Source organism: Nocardioides sp. CPCC 206347, from assembly GCF_048654605.1.
In the GTDB taxonomy this organism is placed as follows: domain Bacteria; phylum Actinomycetota; class Actinomycetes; order Propionibacteriales; family Nocardioidaceae; genus Nocardioides.
Window position 1 is genome coordinate 214,949 of sequence record NZ_JBMCYZ010000001.1, and the last position, 15,680, is coordinate 230,628.

15 protein-coding genes and 1 tRNA gene are annotated in these 15,680 nt (G+C 68.0%); 7 read left to right on the forward strand and 9 right to left on the reverse strand.

The genetic code is table 11. The features are described 5' to 3' along the window. The first annotated feature begins 11 nt into the window (after nt 1–11). Nucleotides 12–1,265: a lipopolysaccharide biosynthesis protein gene (locus ACOACQ_RS00960; protein ID WP_378599842.1), complete on the forward strand. Its 1,254-nt coding sequence runs from the start codon at nt 12–14 to the stop codon at nt 1,263–1,265. Here the strand turns inward: ACOACQ_RS00960 and polA are convergent. Further along, the gene (gene polA / locus ACOACQ_RS00965; protein ID WP_378599845.1) at nt 1,262–3,958 is read right to left on the reverse strand and encodes a DNA polymerase I; all 2,697 of its coding nucleotides are present in this window, start codon (nt 3,956–3,958) and stop codon (nt 1,262–1,264) included. The two genes, ACOACQ_RS00960 and polA, sit on opposite strands and share 4 nt — an antisense overlap. Nucleotides 3,959–4,022: 64 nt before the next feature. On the opposite strand from polA, the gene ACOACQ_RS00970 reads away from it, so the two are divergent. After that, nucleotides 4,023–4,448: a hotdog fold thioesterase gene (locus tag ACOACQ_RS00970; protein WP_378599848.1), complete on the forward strand. Its 426-nt coding sequence runs from the start codon at nt 4,023–4,025 to the stop codon at nt 4,446–4,448. A gap of 1 nt (nt 4,449) precedes the next feature. Here ACOACQ_RS00970 and ACOACQ_RS00975 read toward each other — a convergent pair whose 3' ends face one another. After that, nucleotides 4,450–5,037 carry a GNAT family N-acetyltransferase gene (locus ACOACQ_RS00975; protein WP_378599850.1) on the reverse strand — a complete coding sequence of 196 codons (588 nt, stop codon included), beginning with the start codon at nt 5,035–5,037 and terminating at the stop codon, nt 4,450–4,452. Between the two features lie 178 nt (nt 5,038–5,215). Between ACOACQ_RS00975 and ACOACQ_RS00980 the strand changes: the two genes are divergently transcribed. The 3 genes from ACOACQ_RS00980 to ACOACQ_RS00990 are packed head-to-tail and all read left to right on the forward strand — an operon-like array spanning nt 5,216 to nt 7,605. Beyond that, complete coding sequence (locus ACOACQ_RS00980) at nt 5,216–6,004, forward strand: ABC transporter substrate-binding protein (RefSeq protein WP_420287428.1); 789 nt, start codon at nt 5,216–5,218, stop codon at nt 6,002–6,004. 39 nt (nt 6,005–6,043) lie between these two features. Next, a complete protein-coding gene (locus ACOACQ_RS00985) occupies nt 6,044–6,850 on the forward strand; it encodes an amino acid ABC transporter permease (protein ID WP_378599861.1) in 807 nt (268 codons plus the stop codon). Next, a complete protein-coding gene (locus ACOACQ_RS00990; protein WP_378599864.1) occupies nt 6,847–7,605 on the forward strand; it encodes an amino acid ABC transporter ATP-binding protein in 759 nt (252 codons plus the stop codon). The genes ACOACQ_RS00985 and ACOACQ_RS00990 overlap by 4 nt, the downstream gene beginning before the upstream one ends. 26 nt (nt 7,606–7,631) lie before the next feature. Here ACOACQ_RS00990 and ACOACQ_RS00995 read toward each other — a convergent pair whose 3' ends face one another. The 6 genes from ACOACQ_RS00995 to ACOACQ_RS01020 form a co-directional block, all read right to left on the reverse strand. Next, a complete protein-coding gene (locus ACOACQ_RS00995; protein WP_378599866.1) occupies nt 7,632–8,351 on the reverse strand; it encodes an ABC transporter ATP-binding protein in 720 nt (239 codons plus the stop codon). Beyond that, nucleotides 8,341–9,120, reverse strand: a complete 780-nt coding sequence (locus ACOACQ_RS01000; protein WP_378599869.1) for an ABC transporter ATP-binding protein — start codon at nt 9,118–9,120, stop codon at nt 8,341–8,343. Before ACOACQ_RS01000 ends, ACOACQ_RS00995 begins: the two co-directional genes overlap by 11 nt. Then, nucleotides 9,113–10,255 (reverse strand): branched-chain amino acid ABC transporter permease, encoded by a 1,143-nt coding sequence (locus tag ACOACQ_RS01005; protein WP_378599871.1) that lies wholly within the window; start codon nt 10,253–10,255, stop codon nt 9,113–9,115. The genes ACOACQ_RS01000 and ACOACQ_RS01005 overlap by 8 nt, the downstream gene beginning before the upstream one ends. Then, nucleotides 10,252–11,241: a branched-chain amino acid ABC transporter permease gene (locus ACOACQ_RS01010; protein WP_378599874.1), complete on the reverse strand. Its 990-nt coding sequence runs from the start codon at nt 11,239–11,241 to the stop codon at nt 10,252–10,254. Before ACOACQ_RS01010 ends, ACOACQ_RS01005 begins: the two co-directional genes overlap by 4 nt. Before the next feature lie 98 nt (nt 11,242–11,339). Beyond that, entirely contained in the window at nt 11,340–12,473 is a 1,134-nt protein-coding gene (locus ACOACQ_RS01015) for a branched-chain amino acid ABC transporter substrate-binding protein (RefSeq protein WP_420287429.1), read from the reverse strand. 170 nt (nt 12,474–12,643) lie between these two features. After that, entirely contained in the window at nt 12,644–13,270 is a 627-nt protein-coding gene (locus ACOACQ_RS01020) for an ANTAR domain-containing response regulator (protein WP_378599879.1), read from the reverse strand. A gap of 72 nt (nt 13,271–13,342) precedes the next feature. On the opposite strand from ACOACQ_RS01020, the gene ACOACQ_RS01025 reads away from it, so the two are divergent. Together ACOACQ_RS01025 and ACOACQ_RS01030 are read left to right on the forward strand one after the other, a co-directional pair. Further along, a tRNA-Leu gene (locus tag ACOACQ_RS01025) sits at nt 13,343–13,415 on the forward strand. Between the two features lie 66 nt (nt 13,416–13,481). Next, nucleotides 13,482–14,201 carry a transcriptional regulator gene (locus ACOACQ_RS01030; RefSeq protein ID WP_378599882.1) on the forward strand — a complete coding sequence of 240 codons (720 nt, stop codon included), beginning with the start codon at nt 13,482–13,484 and terminating at the stop codon, nt 14,199–14,201. Between the two features lie 3 nt (nt 14,202–14,204). Here ACOACQ_RS01030 and pyk read toward each other — a convergent pair whose 3' ends face one another. After that, on the reverse strand, nt 14,205–15,668 hold the full coding sequence (pyk, locus tag ACOACQ_RS01035; RefSeq protein ID WP_378599884.1) for a pyruvate kinase: 1,464 nt from the start codon (nt 15,666–15,668) through the stop codon (nt 14,205–14,207). Nucleotides 15,669–15,680 lie beyond the last annotated feature (12 nt).

Sequence of the window (15,680 nt, forward strand, 5' to 3'; positions counted from 1 at the left end):
AATCTGCTCATGTGACGACAACCGCCGAGGTCTCGGGCTCTCGACTGGTCCGGCTGCTGCGCAGCACCGCGGGCATCGCCATCGCGATGGCCGTGATGAACGTCGGCACCTACGCCTTCCAGATGGTGGCGGCGCGCATGCTCGGCCCCAGCCAGTACGGCGCCGTGGCGAGCATGATGGCGCTGCTCATGGTGCTCTCGGTGGTCCAGCTCGGCCTCCAGGCCACCGCGGCCCGGCGGATCTCCGCGGAGCCCGACGACGTCGGCGCGATCGAGCACACCGTGCTCCTCACGACGTGGCGCGCCGCCGGTGTCCTTGGCGTCCTGGCGGTGGCTGCCTCCCCCGCGGTGTGGCAGCTGCTGCGTCTCGACGGCCTGTGGCCCGCGATCCTGCTCGGCCTCTGCGTGATCCCCGTGACGGTGATGGGTGGGCAGGCGGGCGTGCTCCAGGGCGAACGGCGCTGGCTCCCGCTGAGCATGGTCTACCTCTCCGTCGGCGTGCCCCGGGTCCTGTTCGGCGGCGCCTTCATGCTCGTGTCCCCCACGGAGACCAGCGCGATGCTGGGCGTGCTCGTGGCCTCGTGGTTGCCGGTCGCCGTCGGCACCTGGGCGCTGAAGCACCCGCGCGCCGACGACCAGATCGACCACCACGACACCCACGTCCGCCGCGACGTGCTCCGCGAGACGCTCGGCAGCTCGGTCGCGCTCCTTGCCTTCGTCGCCCTGTCCAACCTGGATGTCGTCGTCGCCCGCAGCATGCTGGACGAGCACGACGCCGGGTTGTACGCCGGCGGCCTGATCGTGACCAAGGCCGTGCTGTTCCTGCCCCAGTTCGCCGTGGTGATCCTGTTCCCGTCGATGTCGACCGAGCACGAGAGCCGCAGCGCGGTGCTCAAGGGGCTGGCGTTCCTGACCGGCCTGGGCGCGGCAGGCGCCGCGGCGACGTACCTGCTCTCCAGCCTGGCCCTGGTCTTCATCGGCGGCGACGACTACGCCGCCGTGCAGGACAGGCTGTGGCTGTTCGCCGTCCTCGGTGGACTGCTGTCGGTGCTCCAGCTGCTGGTCTACGCCGGCCTCGCCAAGCGCGGCCGCGCGACGAAGTACCTCATCGCCGCGGGCGTCGTGGCGCTCATCGGCGTCGGTGCGACCGCGGACAGCGTCACCGCACTGGCGGTGACGGTCGCGGTCGTCGACGGTTCAGTCGTCGCCCTGCTCGCGGTGCTCCAGATGTTCCGGCACCGGCGGGAGACCCAGCAGGTCGCCTAGTGCGCGGCTTCGTGCCAGGAACGGCCCGTGCCGACGGAGACGTCGAGCGGGACCGTGAGGTCGGCCGCACCGGCCATCTGCGCACGGACCAGCGCGTCCAGCGCCTCGCGCTCGCCCGCGGCGACCTCGAACACGAGCTCGTCGTGGACCTGGAGCAGCATCCGTGACTTCAGCCCGGCGTCCGCGATGGCCTGTTGCGTGCGCAGCATCGCCACCTTGATCAGGTCAGCGGCCGAGCCCTGGATCGGCGCGTTGAGCGCCATCCGCTCGGCCGACTCGCGGCGCATCCGGTTGTCGCTGGTCAGGTCGGGCAGGAACCGGCGACGACCCATGATGGTCTCGGTGAAGCCGGTCCGCCGGGCCTCGTCGACCACGCCGCCGAGGTAGTCACGGATGCCACCGAAGGTCTCGAAGTAGTCGTCCATCAGGCCGCGCGCCTCGCCGGGCTCGATCCCCAGCTGCTGCGAGAGCCCGAAGGCGGACAGGCCGTAGGCGAGGCCGTAGTTCATCGCCTTGATCTTGGCCCGCATCTCGGGCGTGACGTCCTCGGGCGCGACCTCGAAGACCCGGGACGCCGTCGCGGCGTGGAAGTCGTGACCGGACCGGAACGCCTCGATGAGCAGGGCGTCCTCGGAGAGGTGCGCCATGATCCGCATCTCGATCTGGCTGTAGTCCGCCGTCAGCAGGCATTCGTAGCCGCTGCCCACGACGAAGCCCTCACGGATCCGGCGGCCCTCCTCGGTGCGGACCGGGATGTTCTGCAGGTTCGGCTCGGTGCTCGACAGCCGGCCGGTGGCTGCGATCGTCTGGTGGAACGTCGTGTGGATCCGGCCATCGGGCTGGACGGTCTTGAGCAGGCCCTCGATCGTCTGGCGGAGCCGGATCACCTCGCGGTGCCGCAGCAGGTGGTCGAGGAACGGGTGCGGGTTGGTCACCGCGAGCTTCTGCAGGGCATCGGCGTCGGTGGTGTAGCCGGTCTTGGTGCGCTTGGTCTTCGGCATGGCCAGCTGGTCGAACAACACCTCCTGCAGCTGCTTGGGCGAGCCGAGGTTCATCTCGCGGCCGATCACCTCGTAGGCAGCCTCGGCCTCCTTGCGCACCTCCTCGGCGAAGTACTGCTCCAGCCCCTCGAGCTGCTCGATGTCGACGGCGATGCCGGTCTGCTCCATCGCGGCGAGCACCGCGACCAGCGGCAGCTCGACGTCGGTGAGCAGCCGCTCTCCCCCGGCACGCTCCACCTCGTCGGCAAGCTCGACCGACAGGTCGAGCGCCGCGCGGGCGTGGACCATCGCGCTGCGGGCGACACCACCCTGGCCGGACTCCTCCTCGAAGAGGACGCCCTGGTCGACGTCGGTGCTCTGCTCGAGCTCGCGGTGGAGGTAGCGCAGGGTGAGGTCGGCGAGGTCGTAGGAACGCTGGTCGGGCGCGACGAGGTACGCCGCCAGCGCGGTGTCCTCGGCCACGCCGGCGAGCTGCCAGCCCTGGGCCGCGAGCGCCAGGCCCTGGCCCTTCGCATCGTGGAGCACCTTCGGTCGAGTCGCGTCGGAGAGCCATGCCGCGACCGCTGCGTCGTCGGCCGGGGTGAGCGCCTCGACGTCGAGGTACGCCGCCCGGCCGTCGCCGAGCGCCAGGCCGATGCCGTCGGCGCGACCCGTGCCGCTGCCCCACGTGCCGCGCACTGCGACGCCGACCGTCTCGCCACCCACGGCGTCGAACCAGCTCGCGACCGCATCGGGCGCCAGGGTCTCGCCGTCGAGCTCGATGCCGGGCTCGACGACCACGTCCTCGGCGGGCGCGACCACGTCGAGGATCCGGGTCCGCAGCTCCCCGCGGAACTCCAGCTCGTCGAGGAGCGCGAGGGCCGCGGTGCGGTCCCACTCCTTGCGGACGAGGTCATCCGTCGTGACGCCGAGGTCCAGGTCCCGCACCAGCGCGTTGAGCCGGCGGTTGCGGATGACGTCGCCGAGGTGCTCGCGGAACGCCTCGCCCTTCTTGCCCGGGATCTTGTCGGCCTCGGCGATCACGTTGTCGAGGCCGTCGTAGGTGTTGATCCACTTCGCTGCGAAGCCGGCACCGACACCGGGCACACCGGGCAGGTTGTCGGAGACCTCGCCGACGATGGCGGCCAGCTCGGGGTAGCGGTGCGGAGGGACGCCGTACTTCGCCTCGACGGCGGCCGGGGTCATCCGGGCCAGGTCGGACACGCCGCGCATCGGGTAGAGCACCGTCGACCGGTCGGTGACCAGCTGCAGCGAGTCGCGGTCTCCGGTCAGGATCAGGACCTCGAGGTCACTGTCGGCCAGCGTCTGGGTGACCAGCGTGGCGATCAGGTCGTCGGCCTCGAACCCGTCGAGCTTGAGGAACGGGATCGAGAACGTCGCCAGCATCTGCTCGATGAGCGAGAGCTGGCTGCGGAACTCGTCGGGCGTCTTGTTGCGCTTGGCCTTGTACTCGGAGTACTCCTCGAGCCGGAAGGTCTGGCGCGAGACGTCGAACGCGACGGCCACGTGCGTGGGCTGCTCGTCGCGCAGGACGTTGACCAGCATCGAGGTGAATCCGTAGACGGCATTCGTGTGCTGTCCGGTGGCGGTCGAGAAGTTCTCCACCGGCAGCGCGAAGAACGCGCGATAGGCCAGCGAGTGGCCGTCGAGGAGGAGCAGGCGCGGACGACGCTGAAGACTGGTCTCTGGCACCCGGCGACTCTACCGAGGCCGACCGACAGGGGCAGGCCTCGGTCACCGTCGCTAGGGTCGGACCATGACGAACGACCAGGACCTTGCCCAGTTGATGCGCGACAACATGGGTGCACTGAACCTCCGCATGGGTGTCGAGCTCGTCGAGGTCAGCCCCGATCGGGTGGTCGGGACGATGCCCGTCGAGGGCAACACCCAGCCCTACGGCCTCCTGCACGGCGGCGCCTCGGTCGTCCTCGCCGAGACCCTCGGGTCCGTGGCGGCCGCGCTGAACGCCGGCCCGGACCGGTTCGCCGTCGGGACCGACATCAACGCCACCCACCACCGCTCCGCGCGCCAGGGCGTGGTGACCGGAGTCGCCACGCCGCTGCACGTCGGACGCAGCATGTCGAGCTTCGAGATCGTCATCACCGACGAGGACGGTCGCCGGGTGTGCACCTCGCGCATCACCTGCGCCGTGCTGGACCGCGACCCCGGTCCGAAGAACTGAGTCAGGGCTGGTCGGTCCCGGCGACGGCAAGCCGCTCGGCCCGGGAGCGACGCATGGAGCGTCGCGCGGCCAGGACCTTGCTGCGCCCGTCGACACCGGGCTGGACGCGCTGGGGCGACAACCGCGCACGCAGGACCGCGGCAGGAGCGATCCGGTACATCGCGGCCGGCGCGAGACCGAGCCGCGCCATGAACCGGTTGTCGTCGCGCGAAGCGTGCGGGATCGCGGCGACGACGTGCAGGATGCCGTTCTCCTCCGCGAACGCGGTCGCTGCCTCCATCAACGTGTGACCGACGCCGTGTCCGCTGAACTTCTCGACCACCCGCGGCTGGATCGCCTGGACGCACGGCTCCAGGTTCAGCGGCGTCAGCGTCGTCATCCGCAGGTGTACGGCGCCCGCGAGCTGCCCCTCGTACTCGACGACCACGACGCGGTGCTCGGGTGACACCAGACAGTTCTTGATGATCAGCTCGACGTCGGCGACCTGTTCGGACCGGTCGGCCCGCCGCACGACATCGCTCCACAGCTCGGCAAGCGCCGCCGCGTCCTGGGGGGTCGCGCTGCGCGTCGTCAGCGAATATCGGCTCACCTGTGGCTCCTGCCTTCCTCACCCCAAGACGGGAACCGCCCTGCGACGTGCGGTCCGGTGGCCAAGAGTACGCCCCCGGGATTGCGGCGAACAGGCCGATGGTCACGATCGTGGAACAACCACGTTTCGGGACCCTCAGGGCAGTGCGCCAGCGGAAGTAAAGTCCTACAGTGCGGCCATGCACAAGTCACGACTTCCTGCCCTGGCCCTGACGACCCTTGCCGCCCTCGCGCTCGGCGCGTGCGGTTCGGACGACAGCGGCAAGACCGATTCCGGCGCCGACGTGGTCAAGGCCGGCACGCTCACCGTGTGCTCCGATGTCCCCTACCCGCCCTTCGAGGACTTCGACACCTCCAGCGACAGCGGCTTCAAGGGCTTCGACGTGGACATCGTGGACGAGGTCGCCGACCGCCTCGACCTCGAGCTGTCCATCAAGGACTCCGGCTTCGACGCCCTCCAGAGCGGGCAGGCGCTCAACGCCGGCACCTGTGACCTGGCGGCATCGGCGATGACCATCACCGACGACCGCAAGAAGAACCTCGACTTCACCGACGGCTACTACGTCTCGAAGCAGTCGCTCCTGGTCCCGGCCGGCAGCGACATCAAGGGCATCGGCGACCTCGACGGCGTCAAGGTCGGCGTCCAGCAGGGCACGACCGGCAAGACGTACACCGAGGAGAACGCCAAGGGCGCGAAGGTCGTGACCTTCCCGAGCGACGCCGAGATGTTCCAGGCGATCAAGGCCGGCCAGGTCAAGGCGCTGCTGCAGGACCTGCCCGTCAACCTCGACCACGCCAAGGACGGCAAGTACGAGGTCGTCGAGACCTTCGAGACCGACGAGAACTACGGCTTCGCCATCAAGAAGGGCAACACCCAGCTCGTCGAGGACATCAACGAGGCCCTGGACGAGATGCGCTCCGACGGCACCTACGACGAGATCTACAACAAGTACTTCGAGGTCGAGTGATGACCCCGGCTCCGGCCGGGCGGGCATGACGTGGCGACCATGAAGCGGACCACCCGCACGCGGCTGGTCCGCTACGGCGTCAATCTCGCCATCGTCCTCGTCCTGCTCGCGCTGGCGCTCGTCGCCGACTGGACGGTCATCAAGCAGAACTTCTGGAACCCGCTCGGTGTCGCCCTCAGCGACGGCAACTGGGGCGACCTGATCACCATCGGCGCCCTCAACACGATCAAGTACACCGTGATCGCGTTCGCCGGTGGCCTGGTGCTCGCCGTCGTCCTCGCGCTGATGCGCATGTCGCCGATCGCGACGCTGCGCTGGATCGCGACCGTGTACGTCGAGTTCTTCCGCGGGTTGCCGGCGCTGGTCGTCATCCTGTTCATGGGGTTCGGCGTGCCGATCGCGTTCCAGTGGTCACCGCCGGGCGGCCTGGTCGGGGCAGGCCTGCTCGCCCTGATCATGGTGGCCGGCGCCTACATGGCCGAGACGCTGCGTGCCGGCATCCAGGCCGTTCCCAAGGGCCAGACCGAGGCGGCGCGGTCCCTCGGCATGGGGCCGATGTCCACGATGTTCAAGGTCGTCCTCCCCCAGGCCTTCCGCGTGGTGATCCCGCCGTTGACCAACGAGTTCGTGCTCCTGATCAAGGACACCGCGCTGCTCTCGGTCATCGGTGCCGAGTTCAACGGTCGCGAGCTCACCAACGTCGCCCGCGACTTCCAGTCCTCGGGCCCGTCCGCCGGAACGGCCACCAGCCTGGTCCAGGCGGCATTGCTCTACCTGGTGATCACCATCCCGCTCACCCAGCTCGTGGCCTGGCTCGAACGCCGGCAGAGGAAGGCAACACGATGACATCCGAGCTGTTGGCGGAGTCCACGACTCCCGCGATCGACGTGCGCGGCCTGCACAAGTACTTCGGGCACAACGAAGTGCTCAAGGGCATCGACTTCCACGTCGACCCCGGCCAGGTGGTGTGCGTCATCGGTCCCTCGGGCTCGGGCAAGTCCACGCTGCTGCGCTGCGTGAACCGGCTCGAGGAGCCGACCTCGGGCGAGATCCTCATCGAGGGCGTCGACATCTGCGACCCCGAGGTGGACCTGGACGACGTGCGGTCGCGGATCGGCATGGTGTTCCAGCAGTTCAACCTGTTCCCGCACCTGTCCGTGCTGAAGAACCTCACCCTCGCCCAGCGCACTGTCCGTGGCCGGGGCAAGGGCGAGGCCGTGGAGATCGCGCGCCAGAACCTCGCCAAGGTCGGGCTGTCGGAGAAGGAAGCGGCCTACCCGGCGCACCTCTCCGGCGGACAGCAGCAACGCGTCGCCATTGCCCGGGCGCTCTCGATGGACCCGGACATGATGCTGTTCGACGAGCCCACGAGCGCGCTCGACCCCGAGCTCGTCGGCGACGTCCTGGCTGTCATGAAGGACCTCGCCAGCGAGGGCATGACGATGATGGTCGTGACCCACGAGATGGGTTTCGCCCGCGAGGTCGGCAACAAGCTCGTCTTCATGGACGGCGGAGTCGTCGTCGAGGAAGGCCGGCCCGCCGACGTACTGTCGAACCCGCAGCACGAGCGGACGCAGGCCTTCCTCTCGAAGGTGCTCTGACCCTCAGGCCGGCAGCCCCGGACGACTCACACGTCGCCACCGAGGTAGGCGGCCTTGACGGCGGGGTCGCCGGCCAGCTCCTTGCCGGTGCCCGTACGCACGATCGAGCCCGTCTCGAGGATGTGGGCGTCGTGCGAGCGCTTGAGCGCCTGCGCAGCGTTCTGCTCGACCAGCAGCACCGTCGTGCCCTGCTGGTTGATCTCGGTGATGATCGAGAAGATCTGCTGGATCAGCTTGGGCGCCAGGCCCATGGACGGCTCGTCGAGCAGCAACAGGCGCGGGCGCGACATCAGGGCTCGCCCCATCGCCAGCATCTGCTGCTCGCCACCCGACATGGTGCCGGCGACCTGGTCGATCCGCTCGTCCAGGCGCGGGAACAACGCCAGCACCCGGTCGAGGTCCTCACGATAGGCCGCGGTCTTGCGGTCCTTGCGCGTGAACGCACCCATCTCCAGGTTCTCGCGCACGGTCATGCCGATGAAGCAGCGGCGCCCTTCCGGGGACTGGCTGATGCCCAGCTTCACCCGGTTGTAGGGCTCGATCGAGGTGATGTCCTTGCCCTCGAACTTGATGGATCCGGCGCGCACCTTCCGCAACCCCGAGACCGTCTTCAGCGTCGTGGTCTTCCCGGCGCCGTTGGCGCCGATCAGGGTGGTGACGGTGCCTTCCGGCACGCCGAAACTGATGTCACGGATTGCCTCGATGTGCCCGTAGTTGACACAGAGGCCTTCGACCTCAAGAAGCATCTTCTTCGTCCACTCCCAGATAGGCGGCGATGACCGCCGGGTTGTCACGGATCTCGGACGGGCTGCCCTCGGCGATCTTGCGGCCGAACTCCAGCACCACGATCCGGTCGGTCACGCCCATGACCAGACGCATGTCGTGTTCGATCAGCAGCACGGTGAAGCCCTGGTCGCGCACCTTGCGGATCAGGTCCATCAGCTCGACCTTCTCCGCCGGGTTGAAGCCCGCGGCCGGCTCGTCGAGACAGATCAGCTTCGGGCCGGTGGCCATCGCCCGCGCGATCTCCAGACGCCGCTGGTCGCCGTAGGAGAGGTTGGCCGCCAGCTCGTCGGCCTTGCGGTGGATGCCCATGAAGCGGAGCAGCTCCATCGCCCGCTCGTGGCCCTGCCTCTCCTCCCGCCGGTGCTTGGGCAACCGGAACAGCGCGGTCAGCATGCCCGTGCTGTGCTGGGCGTCGGCCCCCACGAGCACGTTCTCGAGCGCGGTCATCGTCGGGAACAGCCGGATGTTCTGGAAGGTGCGCGCGATCCCCTGCTTGGTGATCTGGTGCTTCTTCATGCCCACGATCGACTTGCCCTGGAACAGGATGTCGCCGTTCGTCGGTGCGTAGACACCGGTGATCGCGTTGAAGCAGGTGGTCTTGCCGGCTCCGTTGGGGCCGATCAGGCCGAGGATCTCGCCCTCGTTGATGTGGAGCGAGACGTCGTCGAGGGCGGTCAGGCCACCGAATTTCAACGTCAGGCCCTGGACATCCAGGATGCGTTCAGACACGGGCTGCCTCCTCTCCCTCGTCGGTGCCTTGTTCGAGCTCTTCGAGCTCCTGTTCCAGCTGCTTGGCGCGGACCGTTCGCTTCGGCGGCAGCAGGCCCTCGGGACGCAAGGTCGCGAGCAGCACGAGTGCGGCGCCGAAGGCGAGCACCCGGAAGTCGTCGAACTCCCGGAACCGCTGCGGCAGGTAGGCGACCAGGATCGCGCCCAGCAGGACGCCCCACCTGTTCCCCTGTCCACCGACGACCACGGCCGCGAGGAACAGGATCGAGTAGAGGAGCAGGAACGACAGCGGGTTGATGAACCCCTGGCGACTGGCGTAGAGCGCACCGGCCAGGCCACCGACGAACGCGCCGGTGGAGAAGGCCAGCAGCTTGAACTTGAAGGTGGGGACACCCATCAGCTCGGCGGCGTCCTCGTCCTCGCGCGTGGCCTCCCAGGCGCGGCCGACCCGACTGCTCTTGATGAGGATGTCGGCGATCAGCACGATGATGACCGCGGTCAGGCCCATCCAGTAGTACGGCACCTGGTCGATGTAGCCGAACACGAGGAACTTCGTCGGGTGCTCGGTGTCGACCAGCACGGTGCCGTCGCCCCAGAGCAGGTGCGGGATCTCGAACAGGCCGGTCTTCTCGTCACCGATGTTCGGCGGCTTGGCGATGTTCTTGATGCCGCGTGCGTCGCCGAGCCACTCGAGGTTCACCGCGGTGAGGCGGATGATCTCGCCGAACCCGAGGGTCACGATGGCGAGGTAGTCGCCGCGGACCCGCAGGGTCGGTGCGCCCAGGATGACGCCCGAGATCATGGCAGCCACGACCGCAACCGGAATCGCGAGGAGCAGCGGCCAGTTCGCGTGGAACGACGTCAGGATGCCGACGGTGTAGGCGCCGATGGCGTAGAAGCCGACGTACCCGAGGTCGAGCAGGCCTGCATAGCCGACGACGATGTTGAGCCCGAGCGCCACGAGGCAGTAGATCGTCACCGTGAACAGCACGCCACCGAAGTCGACGCCGGGCGTCGAGATGATCGGCAGCTCGAGCAACGGCAACGCGTAGGCGAAGAGCGCCAACAGGATCCAGAGCAGGATCCGCACGGGCTTCGGGAGCCCGGTCAACTTGTCCTTGAAACCGATGTTCATGCCCGCGCCTTTCCGAGCGACTCGCCCAGGAGGCCGGTGGGCCGGACGAGCAGGATGAGGACCAGCAGGACGAAGGCGATCACGTCACGCCACTCACCGCCGAACAGTGCCTGGCCCCAGTTCTCCGCCACACCGAGCACCAGGCCACCCAGCAGGGCGCCGCGCAGGTTGCCGATGCCACCGAGCACGGCGGCCGTGAAGGCCTTGACGCCGAGCAGGAAGCCGACGTCGTACTTGGTCGTGTCGATCTTGAGCATGTAGAGGAACGCCGCCACACCGGCCATCAGACCGCCGATGAGGAAGGTGACCTGGATGGTCCGGGTCGGGTTGACGCCCATCAACGACGCGGTCTCGGGATCCTGCGCGGTGGCGCGGATGCCCTTGCCGAGTCGGGACCGTCGTACGAACTGGTCGAGCAGGACCATCATGCCGATCGCCGCAACGATCACGATGATGTCGATGCTCGAGATGGAGACCCCGGCGACATCGAAGCGCGGCTTCTCGAGCGTGCCGGCCATGCTGTTGTTGATGCGGGCCTTGCCGACGTATTCGCTGAGGTCGTCCTCGAGGCCGAACCAGCCGGCGATGCGGTCGCGCAGGCCCATGATCTCGGCGAGGACGAACGAGGCACCGATCGCGGAGATCAGGGCGATCAGGCGCGGTGCGTCCCGTTCGATCAGGCTGCGATAGGCCACCCGCTCGAGAGCCAGTGCGATCAGGGCGGACAACGCCATCGAGGCGAACAACGCCACGATCAGGATCGCGATCAGCTTCACGCCGTTCGCATCAGCCGCATTGAGGGCGATGACCGTCCAGAGTGTCGCGAACGTGCCGTACATGAACACTTCGGAGTGAGCGAAGTTGATCAGCTGGAGAACGCCGTAGACCATCGTGTAGCCGAGCGCGATCAGCGCGTAGATGGCACCAAACGCGAGCCCGGTGATGGTGAGCTCGGGAAGGTTGTTGAAGAAGAATTCGAAATTCACCCAGGCCTCCTGGCCCCTGGTTGTGGACAGAGAGGCGGTCGGGGACGCACGTCCCCGACCGCCGCACTGTCATGGTTGTGAAACGGTTCAGCCGTCGATCACTTGATCTCGCCCTCGGGGACGATGGCGCCGCCCTTGACCGTGTACGCGTACACGTGGACGTCGGCCGGCTCACCCGTCTTGTCGAACTTCAGCTGCTTGGTGATGCCCTTCTCGTCGTAGTCGTTGACGAAGGCGAGCAGGTCCTCGCGGTTGTCGATGCCCGACTCGATGCCGTCGAGGAAGATGTTCGCGGCGTCGTACGCCTCGGCGGCATAGGTGCCCGGCGCCTCGCCGAACTCCGCCTCGTAGTCCTTCGCGAAGGTCGCGACGGCCGGGTCGGTGTCCGGGATGCACGGGCAGGTGATGATGGTGCCCTCAGCGGCGTCCTTCGCGTCGAGGAACGCCGGGTCCTTCACGCCGTCGGCAACGACGAACTTGCCTTCGTAGCCACCGTCGCGGAGCTGACCGATGAGGATCGTCGCCTCGGCGTAGTAACCACCGAAGAAGACAGCGTCCGGCTTGGCGTCGTTCACCTTGGTGACCGTCGTGGAGAAGTCAGTCTGGCCCGTCTGGATGGTGTCGGTGCCCTTGACCGCGCCAGAGAGGTCCTTCTCGACGATGCCGGCAAGGCCGGCGCCGTACTCGGAGGCGTCATCGATGACGAAGACCGAGGCAGCCTTCAGCGTGTCCTTGATGTACTTGGCAGCGGCGGGACCCTGGGTCGCGTCGTTGCCGAGGGCACGGTGGAAGGTGTCCCAGCCGTTGGTGGACAGACCGGGGTTGGTGCCCGACGGGGTGACCGTCGGAACGCCGGCCTCGGCGAAGATCGGGCCAGCTGCGGCACCTTCACCGGAGAAGGCCGGGCCCACGACACCGACGATGGACTCGTCGCCCGCGACCTCGGTGGCCAGCGACGGAGCCTCGTCCGGGCTGCCCTGCGAGTCGTACTTGACCATTTCGACGTCGCAGTCGGCGTCGTCGTTGTACTCGTCGACGGCGAGCTGCATGCCCTGGATGATCGGCTTGCCGAGGCCAGCCGCCGGCCCGGTCTCCGGGCCGAAGAACGCGAGCTTGAGATCGCAGGCGGCGTCGCTGCCGCCGTCGCCGTCCTCAGTGGTCCCACATGCCGTCAGTGAAAGGCCGAGGGTCAGCACAACCGCGCCGAGCCCGACTACCTTGTTACGCCTCAAGACAATTCCCGCTTCCTGTGTCGTTCCGGCGTGCAGCGGTCGCTGCACGCGGAGGACGTGTCCTGCCGCGGGAACCTACACCCGCATTCGGGTGGGGCGGAAGCAACTCGGCGGCTCTGAGGTCGAATCCTGATGAATCTGTTACCTGAGAGCCGCATCACACGGATTATTTACGCAGATGTCCCGCCCGGGACGCCGTGCGTGACAATTCCGTCGGCAACCTCGCGCATCGACATCCGCAGGTCCATGGCGGTCTTCTGGATCCACCGGAATGCGTCACCCTCGGACAGCGAGAGCTGCTCCTGGAGGATCCCCTTGGCACGATCCACGGCCTTGCGGGTCTCGAGGCGCTCCTTGAGGTCGGTGACCTCGCTCTCCAGTTGGGTGATCTCGGCAAACCGGCTGACCGCCATCTCGATCGCCGGCACCAGGTCGGTCTGCGAGAACGGCTTGACGAGGTACGACATCGCGCCGGCCTCACGCGCCCGCTCCACCAGGTCGCGCTGCGAGAACGCGGTCAGCATCACGACCGGCGCGATCCGCTTGCCGGCGATCGCCTCGGCGGCCGCGATGCCATCGAGCACCGGCATCTTCACGTCCAGGATGACCAGGTCGGGACGGTGCTCCTCGGCCAGCTCGATCGCACGCTGCCCGTCGCCGGCCTGGCCGACGACGTCGTACCCCTCGTCGGCCAGCATCTCGGCAAGGTCCATCCGGATCAGGGTCTCGTCCTCGGCGATCACCACGGTGCGCTGCCGTGGGGTCGAGGGCGAAGGGGTCGCGGCGGTCTCGGTCACGAGGCAAGGCTATCGGGGCGGGGCGATGCGGCGCTGCACAGGCGTCTCGGCTACGGTTTTCGACGGTCACCGGCCCCGGTAGTCCAACGGCAGAGACAATGTGCTCAAACCACATCCAGTGTGAGTTCGAATCTCACCCGGGGCACCTGAAGTGTCGGAGCCTCGCGCGAGCATCGACGCTGTGTACTCGGAACACATGCGGAATCGAGCCATGGCGCTCAGGCAGTCCGGCGCCACCTGGACCACGGTGTCAGGTGAGACCGGTGTCAGTCTCTCGACGGTGATCGGCTGGTCCAAGGATCCGGAGGCGTTCGCGCGACGTCGAGCATCCTGTGCTCGTTGCGGATCGGCGGTTCTCCCGGAGGAGGCGTACGCCGCGCTGCTCGGGTTCTACCTCGGCGACGGGCACATTGCTCGCGGCAAGCGCTACTACGCCCTCCGCGTCAGCTGCGACGCGACGTACCCATCAATCATCGAGGACGTCGCAGCATGCATGGCCGCCGTGCATCCGACGGGCCGGGAAGCGCTGCTCCGCCGACCGGGATGCGTCAACGTCCAGTCCCGATGGCAGCACTGGCCTTGTCTCTTTCCGCAACACGGCCCTGGCCCGAAACACCTGCGCCCGATCCTGCTCGAGGAATGGCAGCGCACCATCGTCGAGGACCACCCCGGGCCCTTCCTGCGTGGGCTGTTCCACTCCGACGGGAGCCGCGTGAAGAACTGGGCGCGCAGGCCGGTGGCAGGACAGCTCAAGACCTACGAATATCCCCGCTGGCAGTTCGTGAATGCGTCCCAGGACATCCGTGAGCTCTGCTGCTGGGCGCTCGACCTCGTTGACATCCCGTGGCGTCAGTCGAACGTCCGGGTGATCAGCGTGTCCCGACGCGAGGCCGTGGCTCGACTCGACGAGCTGATCGGCTTGAAGAGCTGACGCTCAGCGCCTTCGGTACGCCGGGGCGGCTTCATTGATGGCGTCGCCCATCCGGTGGATGCGCAGCGCGTTCGTAGAGCCGGGGATGCCCGGCGGGCTGCCGGCGACGATCACGACCAGGTCGCCTTCTTGCACGCGGCCGATCTTCAGCAGCTCCTCGTCGACCTGGCGGACCATCTCGTCGGTGTGCTCGACGGTCTTGGTCTGGAAGGCCTCGACGCCCCAGGTGACGGCGAGCTGCGAGCGGCAGCGGGCCTCGGGGGTGAAGGCCAGCACCGGGATGGAGCTGCGCAGCCGCGCGAGGCGACGGGCCGAGTCACCGGACTGGGTGAACGCGACGACATACTTCGCGTTCACCCGCTGGGCCACCTCCTCGGCCGCCTTGGTGATCACGCCGGCACGGGTGTGCGGGTCCCACTCGATGCGTCCGAACCGGCTGAACGTGTCGTCGACGAGCGCGTGCTCCTCGGTGGCGGCGATGATCCGGGCCATCGTCTCCACGGTGTGGATCGGGTGCTCTCCCACACCGGTCTCCCCCGAGAGCATCACGGCGTCGGCGCCGTCGAGCACCGCGTTGGCGACGTCACTGGCCTCGGCGCGGGTGGGCGCCGGGCTGGTGATCATCGATTCGAGCATCTGGGTCGCCACGATGACGGGCTTCGCGTTGCGCCGGGCGGCCACGATGATCTTCTTCTGGAGGAAGGGCACCTCCTCCAGCGGACACTCCACACCGAGGTCGCCGCGAGCCACCATGAAGGCGTCGAACGCCTTGATGACCTCGTCGAGGTTCTCGACGGCCTGGGGCTTCTCGATCTTGGCGATGATCGGCAGCATGATGCCTTCTTCGCGCATGATCGCGCGCACGTCCTCGGCATCCTGGGCGTTCCGCACGAAGCTGAGGGCGATGAAGTCGACACCGAGGTGCAGGGCGAACCGGAGGTCGGTGATGTCCTTCTCGGACAGGGCCGGCACCGATACGGCGACACCGGGCAGGTTGATGCCCTTGTTGTTGCTCACCATGCCGGCGACCAGGACCTCGGTCACCACGTCCGTGCCGTCGACGACCTCCACCACCCGCAGGCGGACCTTGCCGTCGTCGATCAGGAGCGGGTCACCCGGGGCGACATCACCGGGCAGGCCCTTGTACGTCGTCCCACAGATCTCGGCGTTGCCGTCGACGTCGCGGGTGGTGATCGTCCAGCGCTGTCCGCGCGTGAGCCGGACCGGGCCGCCGGAGAACCGCTCGAGGCGGATCTTCGGGCCCTGCAGGTCAGCGAGGATGCCGACGCCGTGGCCGCTGGCGTCCGAGGCCTCGCGGACCAGCCGGTAGGCCTCCGCGTGCTGCTCGTGGCTGCCGTGGCTCATGTTGAGCCGGGCCACGTCCATCCCGGCGTAGACCAGCTCGCGGATCCGCCTCTCGGAACTGGTGGCCGGCCCCAGGGTGCACACGATCTTGGCTCTCCGCACGTGTGCACCCTA

Bases quoted from the DNA above. Each gene is read 5' to 3' on its own strand.
- ACOACQ_RS00970 (WP_378599848.1), top strand. From the start codon at position 4,023: ATGACGAACGACCAGGACCTTGCCCAGTTGATGCGCGACAACATGGGT.
- ACOACQ_RS00980 (WP_420287428.1), top strand. From the start codon at position 5,216: ATGCACAAGTCACGACTTCCTGCCCTGGCCCTGACGACCCTTGCCGCC.
- ACOACQ_RS00985 (WP_378599861.1), top strand. From the start codon at position 6,044: ATGAAGCGGACCACCCGCACGCGGCTGGTCCGCTACGGCGTCAATCTC.
- ACOACQ_RS00990 (WP_378599864.1), top strand. From the start codon at position 6,847: ATGACATCCGAGCTGTTGGCGGAGTCCACGACTCCCGCGATCGACGTG.
- ACOACQ_RS00995 (WP_378599866.1), bottom strand. From the start codon at position 8,351: ATGCTTCTTGAGGTCGAAGGCCTCTGTGTCAACTACGGGCACATCGAG.
- ACOACQ_RS01005 (WP_378599871.1), bottom strand. From the start codon at position 10,255: ATGAACATCGGTTTCAAGGACAAGTTGACCGGGCTCCCGAAGCCCGTG.
- ACOACQ_RS01030 (WP_378599882.1), top strand. From the start codon at position 13,482: ATGGCGCTCAGGCAGTCCGGCGCCACCTGGACCACGGTGTCAGGTGAG.